Annotated in this window: 15 protein-coding genes; 12 read left to right on the plus strand and 3 right to left on the minus strand. The window is 71.6% G+C overall.

What is annotated here, in order from left to right:
• Positions 1-13: 13 nt before the first annotated feature.
• On the minus strand, positions 14-1078 hold the full coding sequence (locus CUC05_RS07150) for an ABC transporter ATP-binding protein (RefSeq protein WP_205712182.1): 1065 nt from the start codon (positions 1076-1078) through the stop codon (positions 14-16).
• 115 nt (positions 1079-1193) lie between these two features.
• Here CUC05_RS07150 and uvrC point away from each other — a divergent pair, with 115 nt between their 5' ends.
• The 11 genes from uvrC to CUC05_RS07205 all read left to right on the plus strand — a co-directional run bounded on the left by uvrC (position 1194) and on the right by CUC05_RS07205 (position 13166).
• A complete protein-coding gene (gene uvrC, locus CUC05_RS07155) occupies positions 1194-3188 on the plus strand; it encodes an excinuclease ABC subunit UvrC (RefSeq protein WP_108665434.1) in 1995 nt (664 codons plus the stop codon).
• 68 nt (positions 3189-3256) lie between these two features.
• The gene (rapZ, locus tag CUC05_RS07160) at positions 3257-4117 is read left to right on the plus strand and encodes an RNase adapter RapZ (RefSeq protein ID WP_108665372.1); all 861 of its coding nucleotides are present in this window, start codon (positions 3257-3259) and stop codon (positions 4115-4117) included.
• A 3-nt stretch (positions 4118-4120) separates the two neighbouring features.
• A complete protein-coding gene (locus CUC05_RS07165; RefSeq protein WP_108665373.1) occupies positions 4121-5047 on the plus strand; it encodes a gluconeogenesis factor YvcK family protein in 927 nt (308 codons plus the stop codon).
• Entirely contained in the window at positions 5044-5931 is an 888-nt protein-coding gene (whiA, locus tag CUC05_RS07170; RefSeq protein WP_108665374.1) for a DNA-binding protein WhiA, read from the plus strand. Before CUC05_RS07165 ends, whiA begins: the two co-directional genes overlap by 4 nt.
• 146 nt (positions 5932-6077) lie before the next feature.
• Entirely contained in the window at positions 6078-7082 is a 1005-nt protein-coding gene (gene gap, locus CUC05_RS07175) for a type I glyceraldehyde-3-phosphate dehydrogenase (protein ID WP_108665375.1), read from the plus strand.
• Positions 7083-7110: 28 nt separating this feature from the next.
• A complete protein-coding gene (locus tag CUC05_RS07180) occupies positions 7111-8298 on the plus strand; it encodes a phosphoglycerate kinase (protein WP_157965313.1) in 1188 nt (395 codons plus the stop codon).
• 39 nt (positions 8299-8337) lie between these two features.
• Positions 8338-9111, plus strand: a complete 774-nt coding sequence (gene tpiA, locus CUC05_RS07185) for a triose-phosphate isomerase (protein WP_108665377.1) — start codon at positions 8338-8340, stop codon at positions 9109-9111.
• A gap of 104 nt (positions 9112-9215) precedes the next feature.
• Positions 9216-9623 (plus strand): BlaI/MecI/CopY family transcriptional regulator, encoded by a 408-nt coding sequence (locus tag CUC05_RS07190; protein WP_108665378.1) that lies wholly within the window; start codon positions 9216-9218, stop codon positions 9621-9623.
• A 54-nt stretch (positions 9624-9677) separates the two neighbouring features.
• The gene (locus tag CUC05_RS07195) at positions 9678-11108 is read left to right on the plus strand and encodes a M56 family metallopeptidase (RefSeq protein ID WP_108665379.1); all 1431 of its coding nucleotides are present in this window, start codon (positions 9678-9680) and stop codon (positions 11106-11108) included.
• Between the two features lie 151 nt (positions 11109-11259).
• The gene (gene secG, locus CUC05_RS07200; RefSeq protein ID WP_174236200.1) at positions 11260-11490 is read left to right on the plus strand and encodes a preprotein translocase subunit SecG; all 231 of its coding nucleotides are present in this window, start codon (positions 11260-11262) and stop codon (positions 11488-11490) included.
• Between the two features lie 212 nt (positions 11491-11702).
• Entirely contained in the window at positions 11703-13166 is a 1464-nt protein-coding gene (locus CUC05_RS07205; RefSeq protein WP_157965314.1) for an ABC transporter substrate-binding protein, read from the plus strand.
• A gap of 42 nt (positions 13167-13208) precedes the next feature.
• Here the strand turns inward: CUC05_RS07205 and CUC05_RS07210 are convergent, their stop codons facing one another.
• Positions 13209-14663 (minus strand): ABC transporter substrate-binding protein, encoded by a 1455-nt coding sequence (locus tag CUC05_RS07210; RefSeq protein WP_170127937.1) that lies wholly within the window; start codon positions 14661-14663, stop codon positions 13209-13211.
• A 59-nt stretch (positions 14664-14722) separates the two neighbouring features.
• Positions 14723-16858: a polyphosphate kinase 1 gene (ppk1, locus tag CUC05_RS07215; RefSeq protein WP_108665382.1), complete on the minus strand. Its 2136-nt coding sequence runs from the start codon at positions 16856-16858 to the stop codon at positions 14723-14725.
• 198 nt (positions 16859-17056) lie between these two features.
• Here ppk1 and CUC05_RS07220 point away from each other — a divergent pair, with 198 nt between their 5' ends.
• Positions 17057-18613, plus strand: coding sequence for a molybdopterin-dependent oxidoreductase (locus tag CUC05_RS07220; protein ID WP_108665436.1), 1557 nt, complete (start codon positions 17057-17059; stop codon positions 18611-18613).
• Positions 18614-18750: the final 137 nt, after the last annotated feature.

The following is an 18750-nucleotide window of genomic DNA, read 5'->3' on the forward strand; positions in this document are numbered from 1 at the left end:
AGGTGAACCGAACCTAACTTGTCGAATCGGCGCGGTAGGCGGCGGTCGGGGGACCGTCGTAGGCAAGCGCCACGGGGTCGCCGGCCCGGTACGGCGGCAGCGACATCGTGCGGACCCGCAGGATCCCCGCCGGCCCGGTCAGCTCGGTGATCGCGTCATGGCCGTAGTACTCCACGGCGCGGACCGTCATCGGACCGCCGGGCGTCATCCGCAGGTGCTCGGGCCGGACCAGCACGTCCATGGGGCCGGCGGCGTCGGCCGCGAGGGGTACCGCGCCGAGCACCGTCTGGGCCGCGGTGCCGGACGCGTGCCCGGCGATCAGGTTGGCGTCGCCGAGGAACTCCGCGACCTCGCGGGTGGCGGGCGCGGCGTAGATGTCGGCAGGGTGCGCCTGCTGGTGGATGCGGCCGGCGATCATGACCGCCACCTCGTGGCCCAGCAGGAACGCCTCCTCCTGGTCGTGGGTGACGACGACCGCGGTGATCGCCAGGTCCGTCAGCAGCCGGGCGACGTCGGCGCGGATCTGGCCACGCAGGCCGGCGTCGAGGGAGGAGAACGGTTCGTCGAGCAGCAGGACCCGGGGCTGCGCCACGAGGGCGCGGGCCAGGGCGACCCGCTGCTGCTGGCCGCCCGACAGGGTGCTGGGCATCCGCGGGCCGAGGCCGGCGAGGCCCACCATCTCCAGGGCGTCCTCGACGGCGGGGCCACGGCGACCCGCCCGGTCGAGGCCGAAGGCGACGTTGGCCGCGACGGTCATGTGCGGGAACAGCGCGCCGTCCTGGAAGACCATCCCGACGTTGCGGCGTTCGGCCGGCAGGTCGGTGATGTCGTCCTCGCCCACGCGGACGGTGCCGGTCGAGAGGTGCTGGAGTCCGGCCACCGCACGGAGCAGGGTGGTCTTGCCGCAGCCGCTGGGGCCGAGCAGCGCGAGCGTTCGCCCCGTGGGGACCTCGAGGTCGACCCCGTGCAGGATCTCCGTCCCGCCGAGGTGCACGCGCGCATCGGTGACGTGCAGCGACGCTGCCCCTGGCACGAGGTGCCGGGCAGGCGAGGACGGCGGAGTGTCGACGGCGGTCACGGAGGTCGATGGTAACGACTTCGGTGAGGTAAGGCACACCTAACGGGCTGCGGTGGTCACGTGGGGTGCGGGTGGTGCGGTCGACCGTGCGGCGGATGGCAGGCTGGGAGGGCCGATGGTGTCCAACCCCGCACTCTCCTTCAGGCCCGATCCCGGCACGATCCCCACCGACCCGGGCTGCTACCTGTGGCGCGACCGCCACGGGCGTGTGGTGTACGTCGGCAAGGCCAAGAACCTGCGAGCCCGCCTGTCGTCGTACTTCCAGGACGTCAGCAACCTGCACCAGCGCACCCGCGGCATGCTCGAGGTCGCGGCGTCCGTCGAGTGGATCATCGTCGCCTCCGACGTCGAGTCGCTGCACCTCGAGTACAACCTCATCAAGCAGCACCGGCCCCGGTTCAACGTCCGCTACAACGACGACAAGTCCTACCCCTACCTGGCGATCACCCTGGGGGAGGAGGTGCCGCGGGCGATGGTGCGGCGCAACCCGCGCAACGACGGCAGCCGCTACTTCGGCCCGTTCGCCCACGCCTACGCCATCCGCGACACCCTCGACATGCTGCTGCGCGTCTATCCGGTCAGGACGTGCAGCAAGGGGGTGTTCGACCGCCACCAGCGGGCCGGCCGCCCCTGCCTGCTGTTCCACATCGGCAAATGCAGCGGTCCGTGCACCGGCGAGGTGTCGCCCGAGGAGCACCTGGCCCTCGTCGAGGACCTCATGGCCTTCGTCGACGGCGACACCGAAGGGGCGGTCGAGGCGCTCGAGGCCGCGATGGCCACCGAGGCCGAGAAGCAGAACTACGAGGCTGCGGCCCGCATCCGCGACCAGCTGAAGGCCATGCGGACGGCGCTCGCCAAGCAGGTCATGGTCACCGGCAAGCGCGAGGACCTCGACGCCATTTCGTGGCACGCCGACGAGCTGGAGGTGGCCTTCCAGGTCTTCTTCGTCCGCAACGGCCGTGTCGTCGGCCGCAAGGGCTGGACGGTGGACCGGGTCGAGGCGCTGGACATGGCCGGGTTGGTCCAGCGGTTCATGGTGCAGGTCTACTCCGAGCGGGCCAACACGCTCGGCAGCGGATCCACGGCCCTGACGTCCACCGCCAAGGGCGGGGCCGACGGCCTCATCAAGGAACCGGAGGGCGACGCCACCCACCTGGTGGGCAAGGAGGTGCTGGTCCCCGAGCTGCCCGAGGACCACGAGACCCTCGAGGAGCTGCTGTCGGAGCTGCGCGGCTCGCGTGTGGTCATCCGGGTTCCCCAGCGCGGCGCCAAGCGCGAGTTCCTCGACACCGTGGAGGAGAACGCCCGCGAGGCCTTCCAGCAGCACCGACTCAAGCGGGCCAAGGACTTCAACGCCCGCTCCCAGGCGCTCAAGGAGCTGCAGGAGGGCCTCGGGCTCGAGCAGGCGCCGCTCCGCATCGAGTGCTACGACATCTCCACGCTCCAGGGCACCAACTCCGTCGCCTCCATGGTGGTGATGGAGGACGGGCTGCCCCGCAAGTCGGAGTACCGCCGCTTCCGGATCAACGGCGTGGTCGGCCAGGACGACTTCGCGATGATGCACGAGGTCATCACCCGCCGCTTCAAGCGGTACCTCGCCGAGCGGGACCAACCGCTGGAGGACGAGGACGGCAAGCCCCGCAAGTTCGCCTATCCGCCCAACCTCGTGCTGATCGACGGCGGCAAGGGCCAGCTCAACGCGGCCAACCGTGCGCTCGAGGAGCTGGGCATCGAGGGGGTCGAGCTGGCCTCGCTGGCCAAGCGGATGGAGGAGGTGTTCCGGCCGGGCGCGTCGGAGTCGATCATGCTCCCACGGTCCTCCGAGGCCCTCTTCCTCGTCATGCGGATACGTGACGAGGCCCACCGCTTCGCCATCACCTACCACCGCAGCCTGCGGGGCAAGGAGATGGTGGAGAGCGTCTTCGACGAGATCCCCGGCGTGGGGCCGGCCCGTCGCAAGGCCCTGCTGGGCCACTTCGGCACCGTCCGGGCCATGAAGGAGGCCACGGTGGCCGACCTGGAGGAGGTTCCGGGCATCAGCGAGGGCCTCGCCCGCACCATCCACGAGCACCTGCGCCCCGGCCGGCGCCGCACCCCCGCCGAGCGGTAGGTCGACGGGAGGCGACGCCCGTGTCCCATCCCGCCCGTGCCGACCGCGGCCGGTTAGGCTCGGCGCCGATGAAGCCCACCATCGCCATCATCACCGGGATGTCCGGTGCCGGCCGGACGACCGCCGCCAAGGTCCTGGAGGACCTGGGCTACTTCGTCATCGACAACATGCCCCCGCAGCTGCTGGACTCCGTGGTCGAGCTGGCCACCGGTCCCGGCGCGGACGTCAGCCGCATCGCCCTCGTCATGGACGTGCGCGGACGCGCGTTCTTCGGTGACCTCCGTCAGACGATCAGGTCGCTGGAGGAACGCGGCCTGAGCGTGCGCATGCTGTACCTCGAGGCGTCGACGCAGTCGCTCGTCCAGCGCTACGAGGCCGCGCGCCGCGTCCACCCCATGGCGGGCAGCGACCGGGTCGTGGAGGGCATCGCCCGCGAGCGCGAGCTGCTCGCCGAGCTGCGCGCCGACGCCGACCTGGTCGTCGACACGACCCACCTGAACGTCCACGAGCTGCGGGACAAGCTCGTCGACGCCTTCGGGGACCCCGGCGACACCGTCATGGTCACCAACGTGGTGTCGTTCGGGTTCAAGCACGGCACCCCCCGTGACGCCGACCTCGTCCTGGACGTGCGCTTCCTCCCCAACCCCCACTGGGTTCCGGAGCTCAAGCCCTTCACCGGCCTCGACGCCCCGGTCCGCGACTACGTCCTCGGGCAGGACGAAGCGCAGGGCTTCCTCGACCGGCTGCTGCCGCTCCTCGACCTGATGGTCCCGGCGTTCCGGCGCGAGGGAAAGCGGTACCTCACCATCGCCATCGGCTGCACCGGCGGCAAGCACCGCTCCGTGGCGCTGTCCGAAGAGGTGGCCCGGCACCTGCGCGAGGGTGGCCAGACCGTGCAGGTCGACCATCGCGACCGGCTGCGGGAGTAGCCGATGGCCGGAGCCGAACGCGTGGTGGCCATCGGGGGTGGACACGGGCTGTCCCGGACCCTCGAAGCACTGCGCCTGATGGAGGTCGACGCCACCGCGGTCGTGACCGTCGCCGACGACGGCGGGTCCTCGGGCCGGCTGCGCCGTGAGCGGGGGATCATCGCCCTCGGCGACATGCGCATGGGGCTGCTGGCCCTGGCACCGCCGGGTCCGCTCCCGGAGGTCTTCGGGCATCGGTTCAACGGGGGTGGCCTCGACGGCCACTCGCTGGGCAACCTGGCCCTCGTGGCGATGATCGAGCAGGCCGGCGGCGACGTGCTGGTCGCCATGGAGCGGGCGGCCCGGCTGCTGGACTGCCGCGGGCGGGTGTGGCCCTGCACGACCGACGACGTCACGCTCGTCGCCGCGATCGACGGCACCGAGGTCGAGGGCCAGGTCGCCGTGGCGACCACCGAGGGCCGCGACCGCCGCGTGTGGCTGGAGCCGGAGGAACCCCGCGCGTGTCCGCTGGCGATGGAGGCCATCGACGAGGCCGACCTCGTCGTCCTGGGACCGGGCAGCCTGTTCACGAGCATCATCCCCAACCTGCTCGTGCCCGGCATCGCCGAGGCGCTCGACGACACCGACGCGCGGATCGTCTACGCCGCCAACCTGACCGCCCAGGCGGGCGAGACCGCGGGCATGTCGGCCCGCGACCACGTCGAGGCGCTGCTGGACTACCTCCCCGAGCGGACCTCTATCGAGGTGCTCTGCCACGACGGTCCCGAACCGGACGGGTCCGGACCCGCCTTGCCGCCGGACGTGTCCGGACGAGGAGTCAGCGGGGTCCACCACGCGGACCTGGCCGAGGGCGACGGCTCCCAGCGGGTGGGTGCCCACGATCCCGTTCGGCTGGCCGCAGCCATCCGCCGCCTGCTCGACGAGGCATGAGCCTGACGGTCGCGCTTCGCGAGGAGCTGGCCCACGCCGACGACCTCGGCAGCGCCCGTCGGCTGGCCGAGGCCCGTGCCATGGTCGACCTCGCCGGCACCCTGCGCGTCAGGGGCGGTCACGACGGCCCGAGCGTGGCCGTGGTGGTCCGCTGCGCCGTCGGGGCCGTGGCCCGCCGACTGCGGGGGACCCTGGTCGACATCGCCGGCGTCCATCCCGGCCTCGCCCGACGCCAGGGCGGCAACCTGCGTGGTGGGGACGCCTACCTGGTCGATGTGACCGGCGACGCCCTCCACGTGCTCGGCGTCCTGGACGACGACGGCCGGCCGGTCCGCCGGCAACCCGGTGACATCGACCCACCCGAGGGCTACCTGGCCGGCGCGCTGATGGTGGCCGGCACGCTCAGCGGCGTCGGGGCCCCCGTCCACCTGGAGATCCGGGCGCCCGACGACCGGCGGGCCACCGAGCTGTCGACGCTCGTGCCCGCCTCCGCTGTGGTCGGCGACCGGGTGGTCGTCAAGTCCGGCGATGCCGTCGCCGAGCTGCTGGCGTCCGTCGGCGCCCACCAGACCTTCCTCGCCTTCGACGGGGGCCGCATGCGACGGGAACTTCGGCGCAAGGTCACGCGGGCGGTCAACGCCGACCGGGCGAACCTGCGGCGCGCCACCGCGGCGGCCGGGGCGCACATCACCGCCATCGAGCAGCTGGTCGCGGCGCTCGGGTGGGACGGCCTGCCCGAGGACCTGGCCGATGTCGCGCTGGCCCGCGTCGCCAACCCCGAGGCATCCCTCACCGAGCTCGGCGAGCTGCTGGACCCGCCCGTCGGCAAGGCCACGGTCCACCGACGCCTGCAGCGGCTCATCGCCCTTGCCGAGGACGGCTGAACCGCCTGCCCTGCATCGCGACTGTCCGGCCGCCGGATGCTGACGACGCGACGGCTTGGGTTAGGCTCGCGCGGCACCGACGCCACCGTGCTTGAATATGTGGCGTCACACATCAAACACATCTCTCGAGGAGAGCGGGTACCCCAATGACCCTCAAGGTCGGCATCAACGGCTTCGGCCGCATCGGTCGCAACTTCCTTCGCGCCGCCAAGCAGGCCGGCGCCGACATCGACATCGTCGGTGTCAACGACCTGACCAGCAACGAGACCCTCGCCCACCTGCTGAAGTACGACAGCGTGCACGGCCGCTTCGACGGCACCGTCGAGGTCAGCGAGAACGGCCTGGTCATCGACGGCGACGAGATGCGGGTCTTCAGCGAGCGCAACCCGGGCGACCTGCCCTGGAAGGACCTCGGCGCCGAGATCGTCATCGAGTCCACCGGCCTGTTCACGGCCCGCGAGAAGGCCTCCGCACACCTCGAGGCCGGCGCCCGGAAGGTGATCATCTCCGCCCCGGCGAAGAACGAGGACGTCACGATCGTGATGGGCGTCAACCAGGACACCTACGACGCCGCCAGCCACCACATCATCTCCAACGCGTCCTGCACCACCAACTCGGTGGTGCCGATGGCGAAGGTCCTCGACGAGCAGTTCGGGATCGAGCGTGGCTTCATGACCACGATCCACGCCTACACCAACGACCAGGGCACCCAGGACGCGCCGCACTCCGACCTCCGCCGGGCCCGCGCCGCCGCGGTCAACATCATCCCGACCACCACCGGCGCTGCCAAGGCCGCCTCGCTCGCGCTGCCGCAGCTCGAGGGGCGCCTCGACGGCATGGCCGTCCGCGTCCCGGTGCCGGACGGGTCCCTGACCGACCTCGTCTGCACCCTGCGGGAGGACGTGACCGCCGAGCAGGTCAACGACGCGTTCAGGGCTGCCGCCGACGGCGACCTCAAGGGCATCCTCGAGTTCACCATGGACCCGATCGTGTCCTCCGACATCGTCGGCAACCCGCACTCCTGCATCCTCGACGGCGCCTCGACGTCCGCCATGGGCAACATGGTCAAGGTCCTCGGCTGGTACGACAACGAGTGGGGCTACTCCAACCGCCTCATCGACCTGACGACCTTCGTCGGCTCGTCGCTCTAGCACCCCACCGGACGGGAACCACATCACCGTGAGCCAGGTACCTGGCCTGGACCAGCTCGACGCCGCAGGGCGCACCGTGCTGGTCCGGGCCGATCTCAACGTCCCACTCGACGGCGGCCGCATCACCGACGAGCTGCGCATCACCGCCTCGCTGCCCACCATCAGGGCGCTCCGTGAGGCAGGCGCACGCGTCGTGCTGATGAGCCACCTCGGCCGGCCCAAGGGCCAGGTCGTCGACGAGCTCCGGCTCGGGCCGGTGTCCCAGCGGCTCTCCGAGCTGCTGGACATCGACGTCCGCTACGCCCGCGACACCGTTGGCGACGACGCCCGGGCCGCCGTGGAGAGCCTGGACGACGGTGGTGTCGCCCTGCTGGAGAACCTGCGGTTCGAGGCGGGGGAGACGGCCAACGACCCCGCCTTCGCCGACGCGCTGGCGTCCCTCGGGGACGCGTACGTCTCGGATGCGTTCGGTGCTGCCCACCGTGCGCACGCCTCCATCGTCGGCGTGCCCGAGCGGCTCGACGACGCCGTCGCCGGGCACCTGCTGCAGGCCGAGATCACCGCGCTGTCCAGGCTCCTGGACGCCCCCGCGACCCCGTTCACCGCCATCCTCGGCGGCTCGAAGGTCAGCGACAAGCTGAGCGTCATCGACAACCTGATGCCCCGCGTGGACGCGCTGGTCATCGGCGGGGCCATGTGCTTCACGTTCCTGGCGGCCACCGGCGGCGACGTCGGCGGGTCCCGGGTGGAGGAGGACATGATCGACACCGCCCGCGAGGTCCTGGAGAAGGCCGAGGCGCAGGGGGTCACCGTGCACCTGCCCACCGATGTGGTCGCTGCCGAGGCGTTCGCCGCCGACGCGGCCCACGAGGTCGTGTCCTCCACGGCGATCCCCGCAGGGTCCATGGGACTGGACATCGGCCCCGAGACCGTCGCGGAGTACGCGCACGTGGTGGCGTCGTCGCGCACGGTCCTGTGGAACGGCCCCATGGGCGTGTTCGAGTGGCCGCCCTTCGCCAGCGGGACCATGGGCGTCGCCGAGGCCATGGCCGACGTCGACGGATTCACCGTGATCGGCGGTGGCGACAGCGCCGCAGCCGTCCGCCAGATGGGCCTGGCCGACCGCATCGACCACGTCTCCACCGGCGGTGGCGCGTCGCTGGAGTTCCTGGAGGGCATCGACCTTCCCGGGGTCGCCGTCCTTCGGCGCGGCTGACCGACCACCACCCCACCACCATCCAGCAGAGGAATCCCCATGAGTCGCAAGCCCGTCATCGCCGGGAACTGGAAGATGAACCTCACCCACCTCGAGGGCATCCAGCTGGTCCAGAACCTCGCCTACCACCTCGACAAGGCGGACTTCGAGAAGGCCGACGTGGCGGTCATCCCACCGTTCACCTCGCTGCGGTCCATCCAGACCCTGATCGAGGGCGACCGGCTGGACCTGACGCTCGGCGCACAGTCGTGCCACCACGAGGCCAGCGGTGCCTACACCGGGGAGATCTCCCCGACCATGCTGTCGGCCCTCGGCTGCAGCTGGGTCATCGCCGGCCACTCGGAACGTCGCACCCTTTTCGGTGAGACCGACGAGGTCGTCAACGCCAAGGTGAAGGCCATCATCGCCGCGGAGATGACGCCGATCCTCTGCGTCGGCGAGACGCTGGAGCAGCGCGAGGTCGGCGAGGCCGAGGCGGTCATCCGCGGCCAGGTCACGGGCAGCCTCGCCGGGGTGTCCGCCGAGCAGGTCGCCGACCTGGTCATCGCCTACGAGCCGATCTGGGCCATCGGCACCGGCCGCACGGCCCTGCCGTCGGACGCCGACGGCGGCTGCGCCACCGTCCGCGAGACCGTCGCCGAGCTGCACGGCACCGAGACCGCCGAGGCCGTCCGAATCCAGTACGGCGGCTCGGTCAAGCCCGGCAACGTCGCCGAGCTCATGTCGCAGCCCAACATCGACGGCGCCCTGGTCGGCGGCGCGAGCCTGAACGCCGACGATTTCGCGGTTATCGCACGTTTCCATCGCTTGTAACGGTTGCCGGGGGTGCGACAGCGGTAGGATCAGGCGGACCACGACCGACACAGCCGGCCCTCCACGCAGGACCGACCGAGCCCTCCGCAACGGGGGAGGACGCCATGGCAAAGCGCAACAAGCAGCTGCAGGGCCTGCTGGGCCCCCTCGAGACCGACGTCATGGAAACGGTCTGGCGCCTCGGCGACGCGACCGTACGCGACGTCCACGAGGAGCTGCGCAACCGGCGTGACCTGGCCTACACCACCATCATGACCACGATGGCCCGGCTGGCGAGCAAGGGCCTGCTGGAACGCGACACCACGGGCCTGGCCCATCGCTACCGTCCGACGGTCAGCCGCGAGGTGTACGCCAAGTCGACGGTGACCTCCGTCGTCGACTGGCTCGTCCAGTCCTTCCCGGAACCGGCCATGAGCTACTTCGTCGAGAAGATCGACGACTCGGGTGACCCGGATGTACTCTCCGCGCTGCGGGCAAGCATCGACGCGCGACGTTCGGACGAGGACGATTGACCCGATGCCCCGCCGAGGGATGACCGGCAACCGGCATTGGGAGCGTTCGAACGCATGACAGATGGTGTCGTAGGGCTTCGCGACGTCACCGACGGACTGGGACTTCTGCTCAGCACCCAGTCGTTCGCGGCCCGCGCACTGATCGGGTCCCTGGTCGCCGCTGCGCTGGCTGCGGCCGCCGTCCGGCTCGGGTGGGTTCGGTCCAGCCGTGCCCGTCGCGGACTGGTGCTGGCCCCCATCGCCACGGCTGCGGCTGCCGCGGTCGCCAGCGCCGGGGATGCGTTCCTGCCGCCGCTCGTGGTCGCCACGACCGGCGCGGGGGAGTCCTGGGAGTTCTTCGGTCAGGAGTACCGCGTCCTCCAGCTGGAGTGGTTGCTGATCGCCTACGTGGCGGTCGCGTCGTTCCTGCTGCTGCGCAGGGGCCTGAGCCACCTCGCCATCCGCATGTACGTCCGCGGGGCCGTGCCGTGTGACGACCCGGCGGTGATCGCCAGCGTGCGACGGATGGCCTCCAAGCTGGGGCTGACGTCCCCGCCGCTGCTCCTGATCCCCGACTGTCCCGGCGGCGCCTTCACCACCGGCCTTCGACGCCCGGTCGTGTGCGTCGACCCGGACCTGGTCGACCAGCTCGACACCCGCGAGCTCGAGGGACTCCTGGCCCACGAGCTGGCGCACATCGCCCGCCGGGACGTCCCCCTGAACGTCACCATCGGTGTCATCCGGGACCTGACCTTCTTCGTCCCACCACTCCACCTCGCGGCCCGCTGGCTGCGGCAGGAGCAGGAACACGCGGCGGACGACCTCGCGTCGGACTCGACCGGCCGCCCTGCCGCGCTGGCCTCCTCGATCCTCAAGGTGTGGGAGGGCGCCTCTCGCCGGGGTGTGACCGTCGTGGCGTCGATGGCCTGCGCCACCATGGTCCCCGCCCCGCTGCCGGTACCTGCCGGCATGCCGGCACGCATCCTCCGCCAGGGTGGCCTCCGTGGCGGGGCCAAGCAGATCGCGGCTCGCGTCGTGCGCCTGATCGAGGGCGAGGCCCGTGCGTCGAGCACCCGCGAACGCGTGGAGATGGCCGCCCTCGCCGTGGTCCTCGGGGCGCTCACCGCGGTCACCGTCGTACTCCCCGCGCAGCTGGCCGACTCCTCGTTGCTGCTCGGCCAGTGGTCGCGCCCGGTGGCCCGCCCGGTGGAGTCCCCGGCACTGCAGACCTTCCGAACGCTCACCGTCGCCGAGACGACGGCGTTCGGGACCACCGTCGCCCGACCGGCGCGCGCAGCGACCTGCGAGGACTGCCTGACGGTGGAGTCGACCGCCGACTGGCGGCGTGGCGTTGCCCCTTCGGCCCCGGTGCGGACCGCGGGCTGGGCGCACGGTGGCTACGTGTGGGAGGACGGCAGCCCCGTCCTGGTCACCGCCCCGCGCGCGGAACCGCTCTGGGGTGTCGACGCCCGAACCACCCGCGTCGGCGTCTTCGTCGTCCGCTGACCCGGACGGGCGAGGGCCGTGTGGCCGGGCCGCGGACCGCTGCGAGGCGATCGGCCCGGTCGTGGGCTACCATCGTCGGTCGTTCACCGGATCGACCCTTCCGGGTCCGGCCGCCCTGTGCCGGACAGTCCCGAACCTGCGGAGCCCCCAAGTGCTGAACATCATTCTCACCGTGCTGCACGTGATCGTGTCGATCCTGCTGATCATGTTCATCCTCCTGAAGTCGGGCAAGGGCGGCGGGTTGTCGGACATGTTCGGTGGCGGCAGCATGTCCGGCGGGGGCGGTTCGACCATCGCGGAGAAGAACCTGGACCGCATCACCGTCCTCACCGCCGTCGTGTTCGCCGTCACGACGATGGCGCTGGCGCTGCGCCTGGTCTGACCGGTCGCCGTTCGACGGGGCCACGCAGCCCCTACGGGGTCCTGACCGGACTCCTCCTCCTCGCGCTGGTCGCGGGCGGCTGCACCCCGCCGGCACGGCAGGCCCCGCCGGCCCCGCTGCCGGCCGCACCCACCGCCTCGACCGGTCCGCCGGCCGTGGCGGGTGGAACCTTCAGGTGGGCGATCGGCGAGCCCACCAGCATCGTGCCCCCGATGGCGGGCACCAGGGACGACTTCGCCGTCGTCGACGCGCTCTTCGACTCCCTCACCTCCTCCGGCGTCGCCGGACGCGCTGTCCCGTCGGCCGCCACGGAGTGGTCGGCCAACGACGATGCGACGTCGTGGACGTTCCGGCTGCGACCGGGGGCCACCTTCCAGGACGGCACCCCCGTCACCGCGGAGGCGTTCGTCCGGGCCTGGACCACGCTGGTCACGTCGGGACCGATGCAGCACCTGCTGCGCGACGTGGTCGGGTACGACGCCGTGGCCAGCGGGACGGCGACGAGCCTGTCGGGGCTCCGCGTCACCGTGGAGGGCGACCTGCAGGTCGTCCTGTCCCGGCCCCGTGGTGACCTGCCGATACTCCTCGCCCACCCGTCCCTGGGCCCGGTGCAGCCGGTCGCCTCCGTGGCCGACCCGGCCGCCTACGCACTGCAGCCGGTCGGCAACGGCCCGTTCCGTGCCAGCGAACCGTGGGTGCACGACGAGTTCGTCCGCGCTGCACGGTGGGACGGCTGGGCCAACGGCAGCCGCCCGGAGGACGGCATCGGCGAGGTCGTCTTCCGCATCGCCGACCTCGACACGAACTTCCTCGCGTTCAGGCAGGGACGGCGCGACCTGGCGCAGGTGCCACCGGAAGCGCTGGAGCTGGCGGCCACGGAGTATCCCGCCACGCCCGGCAGCTACACCGGCCCCGGGCTCGTCATCGGCTCGACACCCGAGACCTACCTGCTGGCCATCGACCGGTCGGTGGAGCCCTACGACGACGTGGAGGTCAGGGAGGCCGCAAGCCTCTTCCTGGACCGGCAGCGGATCGCCTCGGAGAACGACGGTGGCAACCTCGACCCGGCCACGTCCCTGCTGCCGCCCACGATCTCCCGCCTGTCGGCCGGCATGTGCGAGCTGTGCACCTTCAACCCGTCGGGTGGGGCCGATCGGCTGGCCGACGCAGGGGTGCCGGGGTTGACCCTCGCGTTCAACGCCGAGGGGGGCCACGAGCGGATCCGAGACGTCCTGCGCGAGGCGCTCAGCGACCGTGGCTACACCCTCGTGTCCAACTGGCGGGGGCCCGCACCGACCCTCACCGAGTACCTGGACCGCCTGGCCGCCGGTGGGGTCGGGATGTTCCGGTTGCCACTGACGGCCGACGTGCCGTCGTCGCTGGACATCCTGTACCCGTTGCTGCACTCCTCGCAGACCCCGGACCGTGGCGGCCTGAACTACATGCGCTACCGGGACCCGCAGGTCGATGCCCTCCTCGACCAAGCCGCGAGGATCGTCGATGTCGAGCAGCGAGAGGCGTTGCTCCGCCGGGTCGAGGAGATCGTGGTCAACCGCGACCACGTCGTCGTGCCCGTCGTCACCTCCCGCCTGGCCATGGTCGTCGGCGAGGACGTCACCGGCGTCCGGGTCGATCCGTTCGGTGGCGTCGACCTGACCGCCGTCCGGGTGACCTGACCGACGGGCTCGGGACCGGTCACCGTTGGGGACAGGCACCGCTCACGAGCGGTCGAGGCTGGCCCAGTCGAGCAGTCCACGACCGTCCACCTCCACGGTGACGTCCCCGTCCATGGCGACGCCAACCGTGGAGAACCACAGGGGGACGAGCGGCATGTCGTCCAGCACCTGCTGCTCGACCACGCCGTAGGCCTCCAGCGCGCGCTCGAGGTCACGTTCGAGGTCGGCGGCAGCGAGGGCGTCGGCCACGCCCTCGGCCCGGTATCGGAAGTCGTTGGCCGACCCTCGCGGGCCGAAGAGCGGCTCCAGCAGGCGGGAGGGGGAAGGGGTGTCCGCGGCCCACGTCAGGCGGAAGGGGCCGGGTACCTCGGCCTCGGCCAGCCGGCCGAGCAGGTCCTCCGCCGGGAGCGTGGCCAGCTGGATGTCGTCGACCCCGAGCACGGTTGACCAGGCCCCGGCGACGGCGTCGATGACGGCGTCGTGACCGGCGTCGGCGACGAACCAGATCGACAGGGGGCCCACGGGTGGCGCCCACAGCGCCGCTGCCCGTGCGGGGTCGTGGGCACACGCCATGCAGACGGGTCCGTCGGACCGGGCCATGCCGGGGCCGAGCAGCCGGTCGGCGGGAACGGCGGCACCCTCCGGCAGCAGGTCCACCAGCGCATCACGGTCGATGGCCTGGGCGAGCGCCACCCGCACGTCGGGGTCGGCGAAGCGGGGATCGGTCAGCGGGAAGCCGAGGTAGGCCAGCTGCCGCCCCGGCGCCCGCAGCACCCGGTCGCGCTCGGCGTCGCCGGGCAGCTCCAGCACGCCGTCGGGGACGACCACGACCTGCTGCTCGACCGACGGCTCGTCGGTCCTGACGGCCAGCAGCCGGCCGGTGGCGGGCGCCCCAGCCGGATGGTCGGGCACGGCGTCGAGGAGGAGCGTGTCGCCCTCGCGACCCGCAAGGCGGTACACGCCGTTGCCGATCGGTGCCTCGGCGAACCGGGCCGGATCCGCCAGGGCCATCGGTGGGAGGGGAAGGAATGCGTCGTCGGCCAGCAGCGCCGGCAGCTGCCCGTACGGTGCGGCCAGGGCGAAGGAGAGGGTCGTCTTGTCCCGCACCCGGATGTCGGTGATGGTCGAGACGATCGGCAGGCCGGCATCGATGGCGGCCTGCCAGCCCCTCGCCACGTCCTCGGCGACGACGGGGCTGCCGTCGTGCCACGTCCACCCCTCCTTGACCCCGAGGTCCCAGCGACGAAGGTCCTCGCTGGACACCGACTCCAGCAGCGCCCCGGGCACGTCGGGGCCCCAGGTCGGAAGGCGGCTCTCGGGGTCGACCACCACCAGTGGCGAGAACAACGCGGCGGTCAGCTGACGGTTGGCCCGGTGCGGATGCAGGGTGGGGGAGGGGCCGACCCAGACGGCCAGGTCCAGCGGGTCCTTGGAGGACACGGCCGCGGGTTCCCTGGCCAGCGTCGTGCTGCACGCGGTGGCAGCCAGGAGCAGCACCAGGGCCACCCCGAGGCGCCGACGTCGACGTTCTCGCCTCGCACGGCCCCCGTGCGGCATCAGGCCTGCTCGAGGTCGGCGGCGCGGGTCTCGGCCATGAACCGGGCCTGGCTGGCGACCGCGTCGAGGTCGGGCGGGGTCTCCCAGGTGCCGTCGGCCCGCAGCCGCCAGCCCTGACGGGTGTCCTCCCACGTGACGTCGAGGATGCGGCGCAGCTCGGCGGCGAGGTCCTCGTCCTCGATGGGCACCATGGCCTCCACCCGACGGTCGAGGTTCCTCGGCAGCCAGTCCGCCGAGCCGATCCACATGTCCCGGCCGAACTGGAGGATGCGTTCGTGCTCCAGCAGCCGGCCCAGGACCGACATGACCCGGATCCGGTCGGAGACCCCCGGGATGCCCGGGCGGATGCCGCAGATACCACGCACGATCAGGTCGACGGTCGCGCCTGCCCGGCTCGCGGCGTACAGCTCGCGGATGAGGCTGCGATCCGACAGGGAGTTGAGCTTGACGCGGATCAGGCCCTCGGTGCCCAGCGCGGCCTGTTCCCGGATGAGCTCGGTGACCCGGTCGCGCAGCGAGACCGGTGCGACCATGAGCTGTCGGTAGCGGTCGTGCCGGGCGTAGCCGGTCAGGTAGTTGAACAGCTGCGTGACGTCCTCGGCGATGTCGGCGTCGGCGGTGAGCAGCCCGAGGTCGGTGTACAGCTTGGCGGTGCCCGGGTGGTAGTTGCCGGTACCGATGTGGACGTATCGACGGATGCCCTCGGCCTCCCGACGGACGACCAGCACGGTCTTGCAGTGGGTCTTCAGCCCCACGAGCCCGTAGACGACATGCACGCCGGCACGTTCGAGGATCCTGGCCCACTCGATGTTGGCCTCCTCGTCGAACCGGGCCTTCAGCTCGACGAGGGCGACCACTTGCTTGCCGGCCTCGGCGGCGTGGATCAACGCCCGGAACATCGGTGAGTCACCGGAGGTGCGGTAGAGCGTCTGCTTGATCGCAAGGACCTGCGGATCGTCCGCCGCGGCGGTGACGAACTGCTCCACCGACGTCGCGAAGGAGTGATAGGGGTGACGCAGGAGGATGTCGTGTTCGGCGATCCGCTCGAACATCGTCGGGCTGTCGACGGGATCGTCGGCGCAGGTCCGCAGGCGAGGGTGGGTGACCGGGACCCACGGTGAGAACCGGAGGGTCGGCTGGTCCAGGTCGGCCAGCTGCGACAGGTCGGCGAGGCCGAGCAACCCACGCACCGGATAGGTGTGCATGGTGCTGATGTCCAGCTCCTCCTGGAGCGTCCGGACCGTCTCCGCCGGCATGTCGTCGGCCACCTCGAGGCGCACGACGGAGCCGAAGCGGCGACGCGACAGCTGGGCCTGGATGGCCAGCAGCAGGTCCTCGGCCTCGTCCTCGTCGACGTCCATGTCGGCGTTTCGGGTGACCCGGAACAGGTGGGCGGACTCGACGTCCATGCCGGGGAACAGGGCGTCGAGGCGCCAGCGGATCAGCTCCTCCAGCGGCACCCAGGCCCGACGCGATCCGGGCACCTGCCAGAAGCGCGGCAGCACACCCGGCACCTTCACACGGGCGAGCTTGCGGTGCCCGGTCTTGTGGTCGCGGACCGAGACGGCCAGGGAGATCGCCAGGTTGGAGATGTAGGGGAACGGGTGACCGGGGTCCACGGCGAGCGGGGTGAGGACCGGGAAGATCTGCTCGTCGAACTGCTTCTGGAGCCGCCCGAGGGTGCGCTCGTCGAGGTCGGCGACGTGCACGACCCCCACCCCACGACGGGCCAGCAACGGCAGGATCCGCTCGTGCAGGGTGACGGTCGACTGTTCGGCCATGGGCCGGACGCGACGCGAGATGGCTTCGAGCTGCTCCACTGCCGAGAGGCCGTCGGGGGTGCGCAGCCGCAGTCCGGCGGCGACCTGGTCCTTCAGGCCGGCGACCCGGATCATGAAGAACTCGTCGAGGTTGGAGTGGAAGATGCTGATGAAGCGGAGCCGTTCCAGCAGCGGCACCGCGGAGTCGGCTGCCTGCGCCAGCACACGACGGTTGAACTCCAGCCACGACAGCTCGCGGTTGAGGTACAACGACGGGTCGCTCAGGTCCTGGACCTCGGGTCGCCTGAACCGCCCGTCGGGGCCCCTCGGGGGAAGGGAGCGGACGGCGGCAGCAGGGTCGGGCTCGGTGATCACGTGAGGACTGAATCTAGTCGCTCCGTCCGCGGCGTCAGCGGACGGAGGGTCGCTGACGCAGGATGGTCACAGGAGTTCTTACGAAGCCATCACGTGACCGGCGTTGGCCCCAACACACGTCACCATCGGTCGTTGAACGAGACGATGACAGCCACCCACCCCGACGTCGACCCCGCGGGCATGCCCGCCGGCGACCAGATGCCGCCGTCCAGCCCGTCCGACGGGCTGGGCCGCCCTGCCGTGGCGGGCCTCCTGGCCGCCGGCATCGCGCTGGGCACGACCGAGCTGGTGGCGGGCCTGGTGCCGTCGGCTCCGTCGCTGGTCGTGGCGATCGGCAACGGCGTGGTCGAGCTCGGGGCGGGCTCGCGGGTCAAGGAGATCGCGATCGCCCTCTTCGGGACCAACGAGAAGACGGCCCTGGTCGTCGGGACCGTGGTCCTGGCGTTGCTCTTCGGTGCGGTCCTGGGGGTCGTGGGTCGGCGCCGTTCGATCGGGATCGCGTCGGTGGGAATCGGCGCCTTCGGGCTGCTCGGCGTCGCCGCGACGACGGTCAACCCGCTGGACAGCACCGCCTGGTCGCTGCTGCCGGCCGTGTTGGGTGTGGCCGCCGGGGTCGCGACGCTCCGGCTGCTGCTGCGCCTCGACCGGGGCATCGACCGGGCCGCGGTGGGTCACCCGGGGGTGGGTCGTGGACGACGTGAGTTCCTCCGGATCGCCGTGGGTCTCGGCGCCGTGGCCGGTGTGATCGGGGCGTTCGGTCGGACGCTCTCGTCGCGAACCGCCATCAACGTCGCCCGGGACGAGGTGGTCCTGCCGGAGGCGGTCCGGACACCCGCACCCGTGGGCCTCGCGACGGAGTTCGAGGGCATCGACGGCCTGTCCCCGTTCTTCACGCCGAACGAGACCTTCTATCGGATCGACACCGCGCTGACGCCGCCGATGGTCGACGTCGACAGCTGGCAGGTGCGGATCCACGGCATGGTCGACCGGGAGGTCGTGCTGACCTACCAGGACCTCCTGGACCTCCCGCAGGTCGAGGCCGACATCACCATCGCCTGTGTCTCCAACGAGGTCGGGGGCGACCTCATCGGCAACGCCCGCTGGCAGGGGGTCCGGCTGTCGGACGTCCTGGACATGGCGGGTGTCGACCCCGCCGCGGACCAGGTCGTCGGCCGGTCCGTGGACGGCTGGACGGGCGGGTTCCCGACCGACATCGCCTTCGACGGTCGGGACTGCTTGGTCGCCCTGGCGATGAACGGCGAGCCCCTGCCGATCGCCCACGGCTTCCCCGCCCGGCTGATCGTCCCCGGCCTGTACGGCTACGTGTCGGCCACGAAGTGGCTGTCGGAGATCGAGCTGACCACGTGGGAGGCCTTCGACGGCTACTGGGTGCCCCGGGGCTGGTCGAAGGAGGGTCCGGTCAAGACCCAGTCCCGGATCGACGTGCCCAAGCGAGGGACCCGGCTCCAGGCCGGCCCGCAGGTGATCGCGGGTGTCGCCTGGGCACAGCAGCGGGGCGTGGACCGGGTGGAGCTGTCCATCGACGACGGCCCGTGGCAGGAGGCGGTCCTGGCCGACGAGCTCAACGTCGACACCTGGCGGCAGTGGCGGTTCGACTGGGATGCCGGGCCGGGACAGCACGTCATCCGCGTGCGTGCCACCGACCGAACCGGAACGACCCAGTCCGAGGAGCGCGTCCCCGTGGCCCCCAACGGGGCCGAGGGGTACCACACCCGCGTGGTCACCGTCACCTGAGCCGCGCCGGGATCAGCCCTGCTGGTCGGCCCAGTTGACGCCGGCCCAGTTGACGCCGGCCCAGTTGACGCCGGCCCAGTTGACGCCGGCCCAGTTGACGCCGGCCCAGTTGACGCCGGCCCAGTTGACGCCGGCCC

Source organism: Euzebya rosea (genome assembly GCF_003073135.1).
GTDB classification, from domain to species: Bacteria; Actinomycetota; Nitriliruptoria; order Euzebyales; family Euzebyaceae; genus Euzebya; species Euzebya rosea.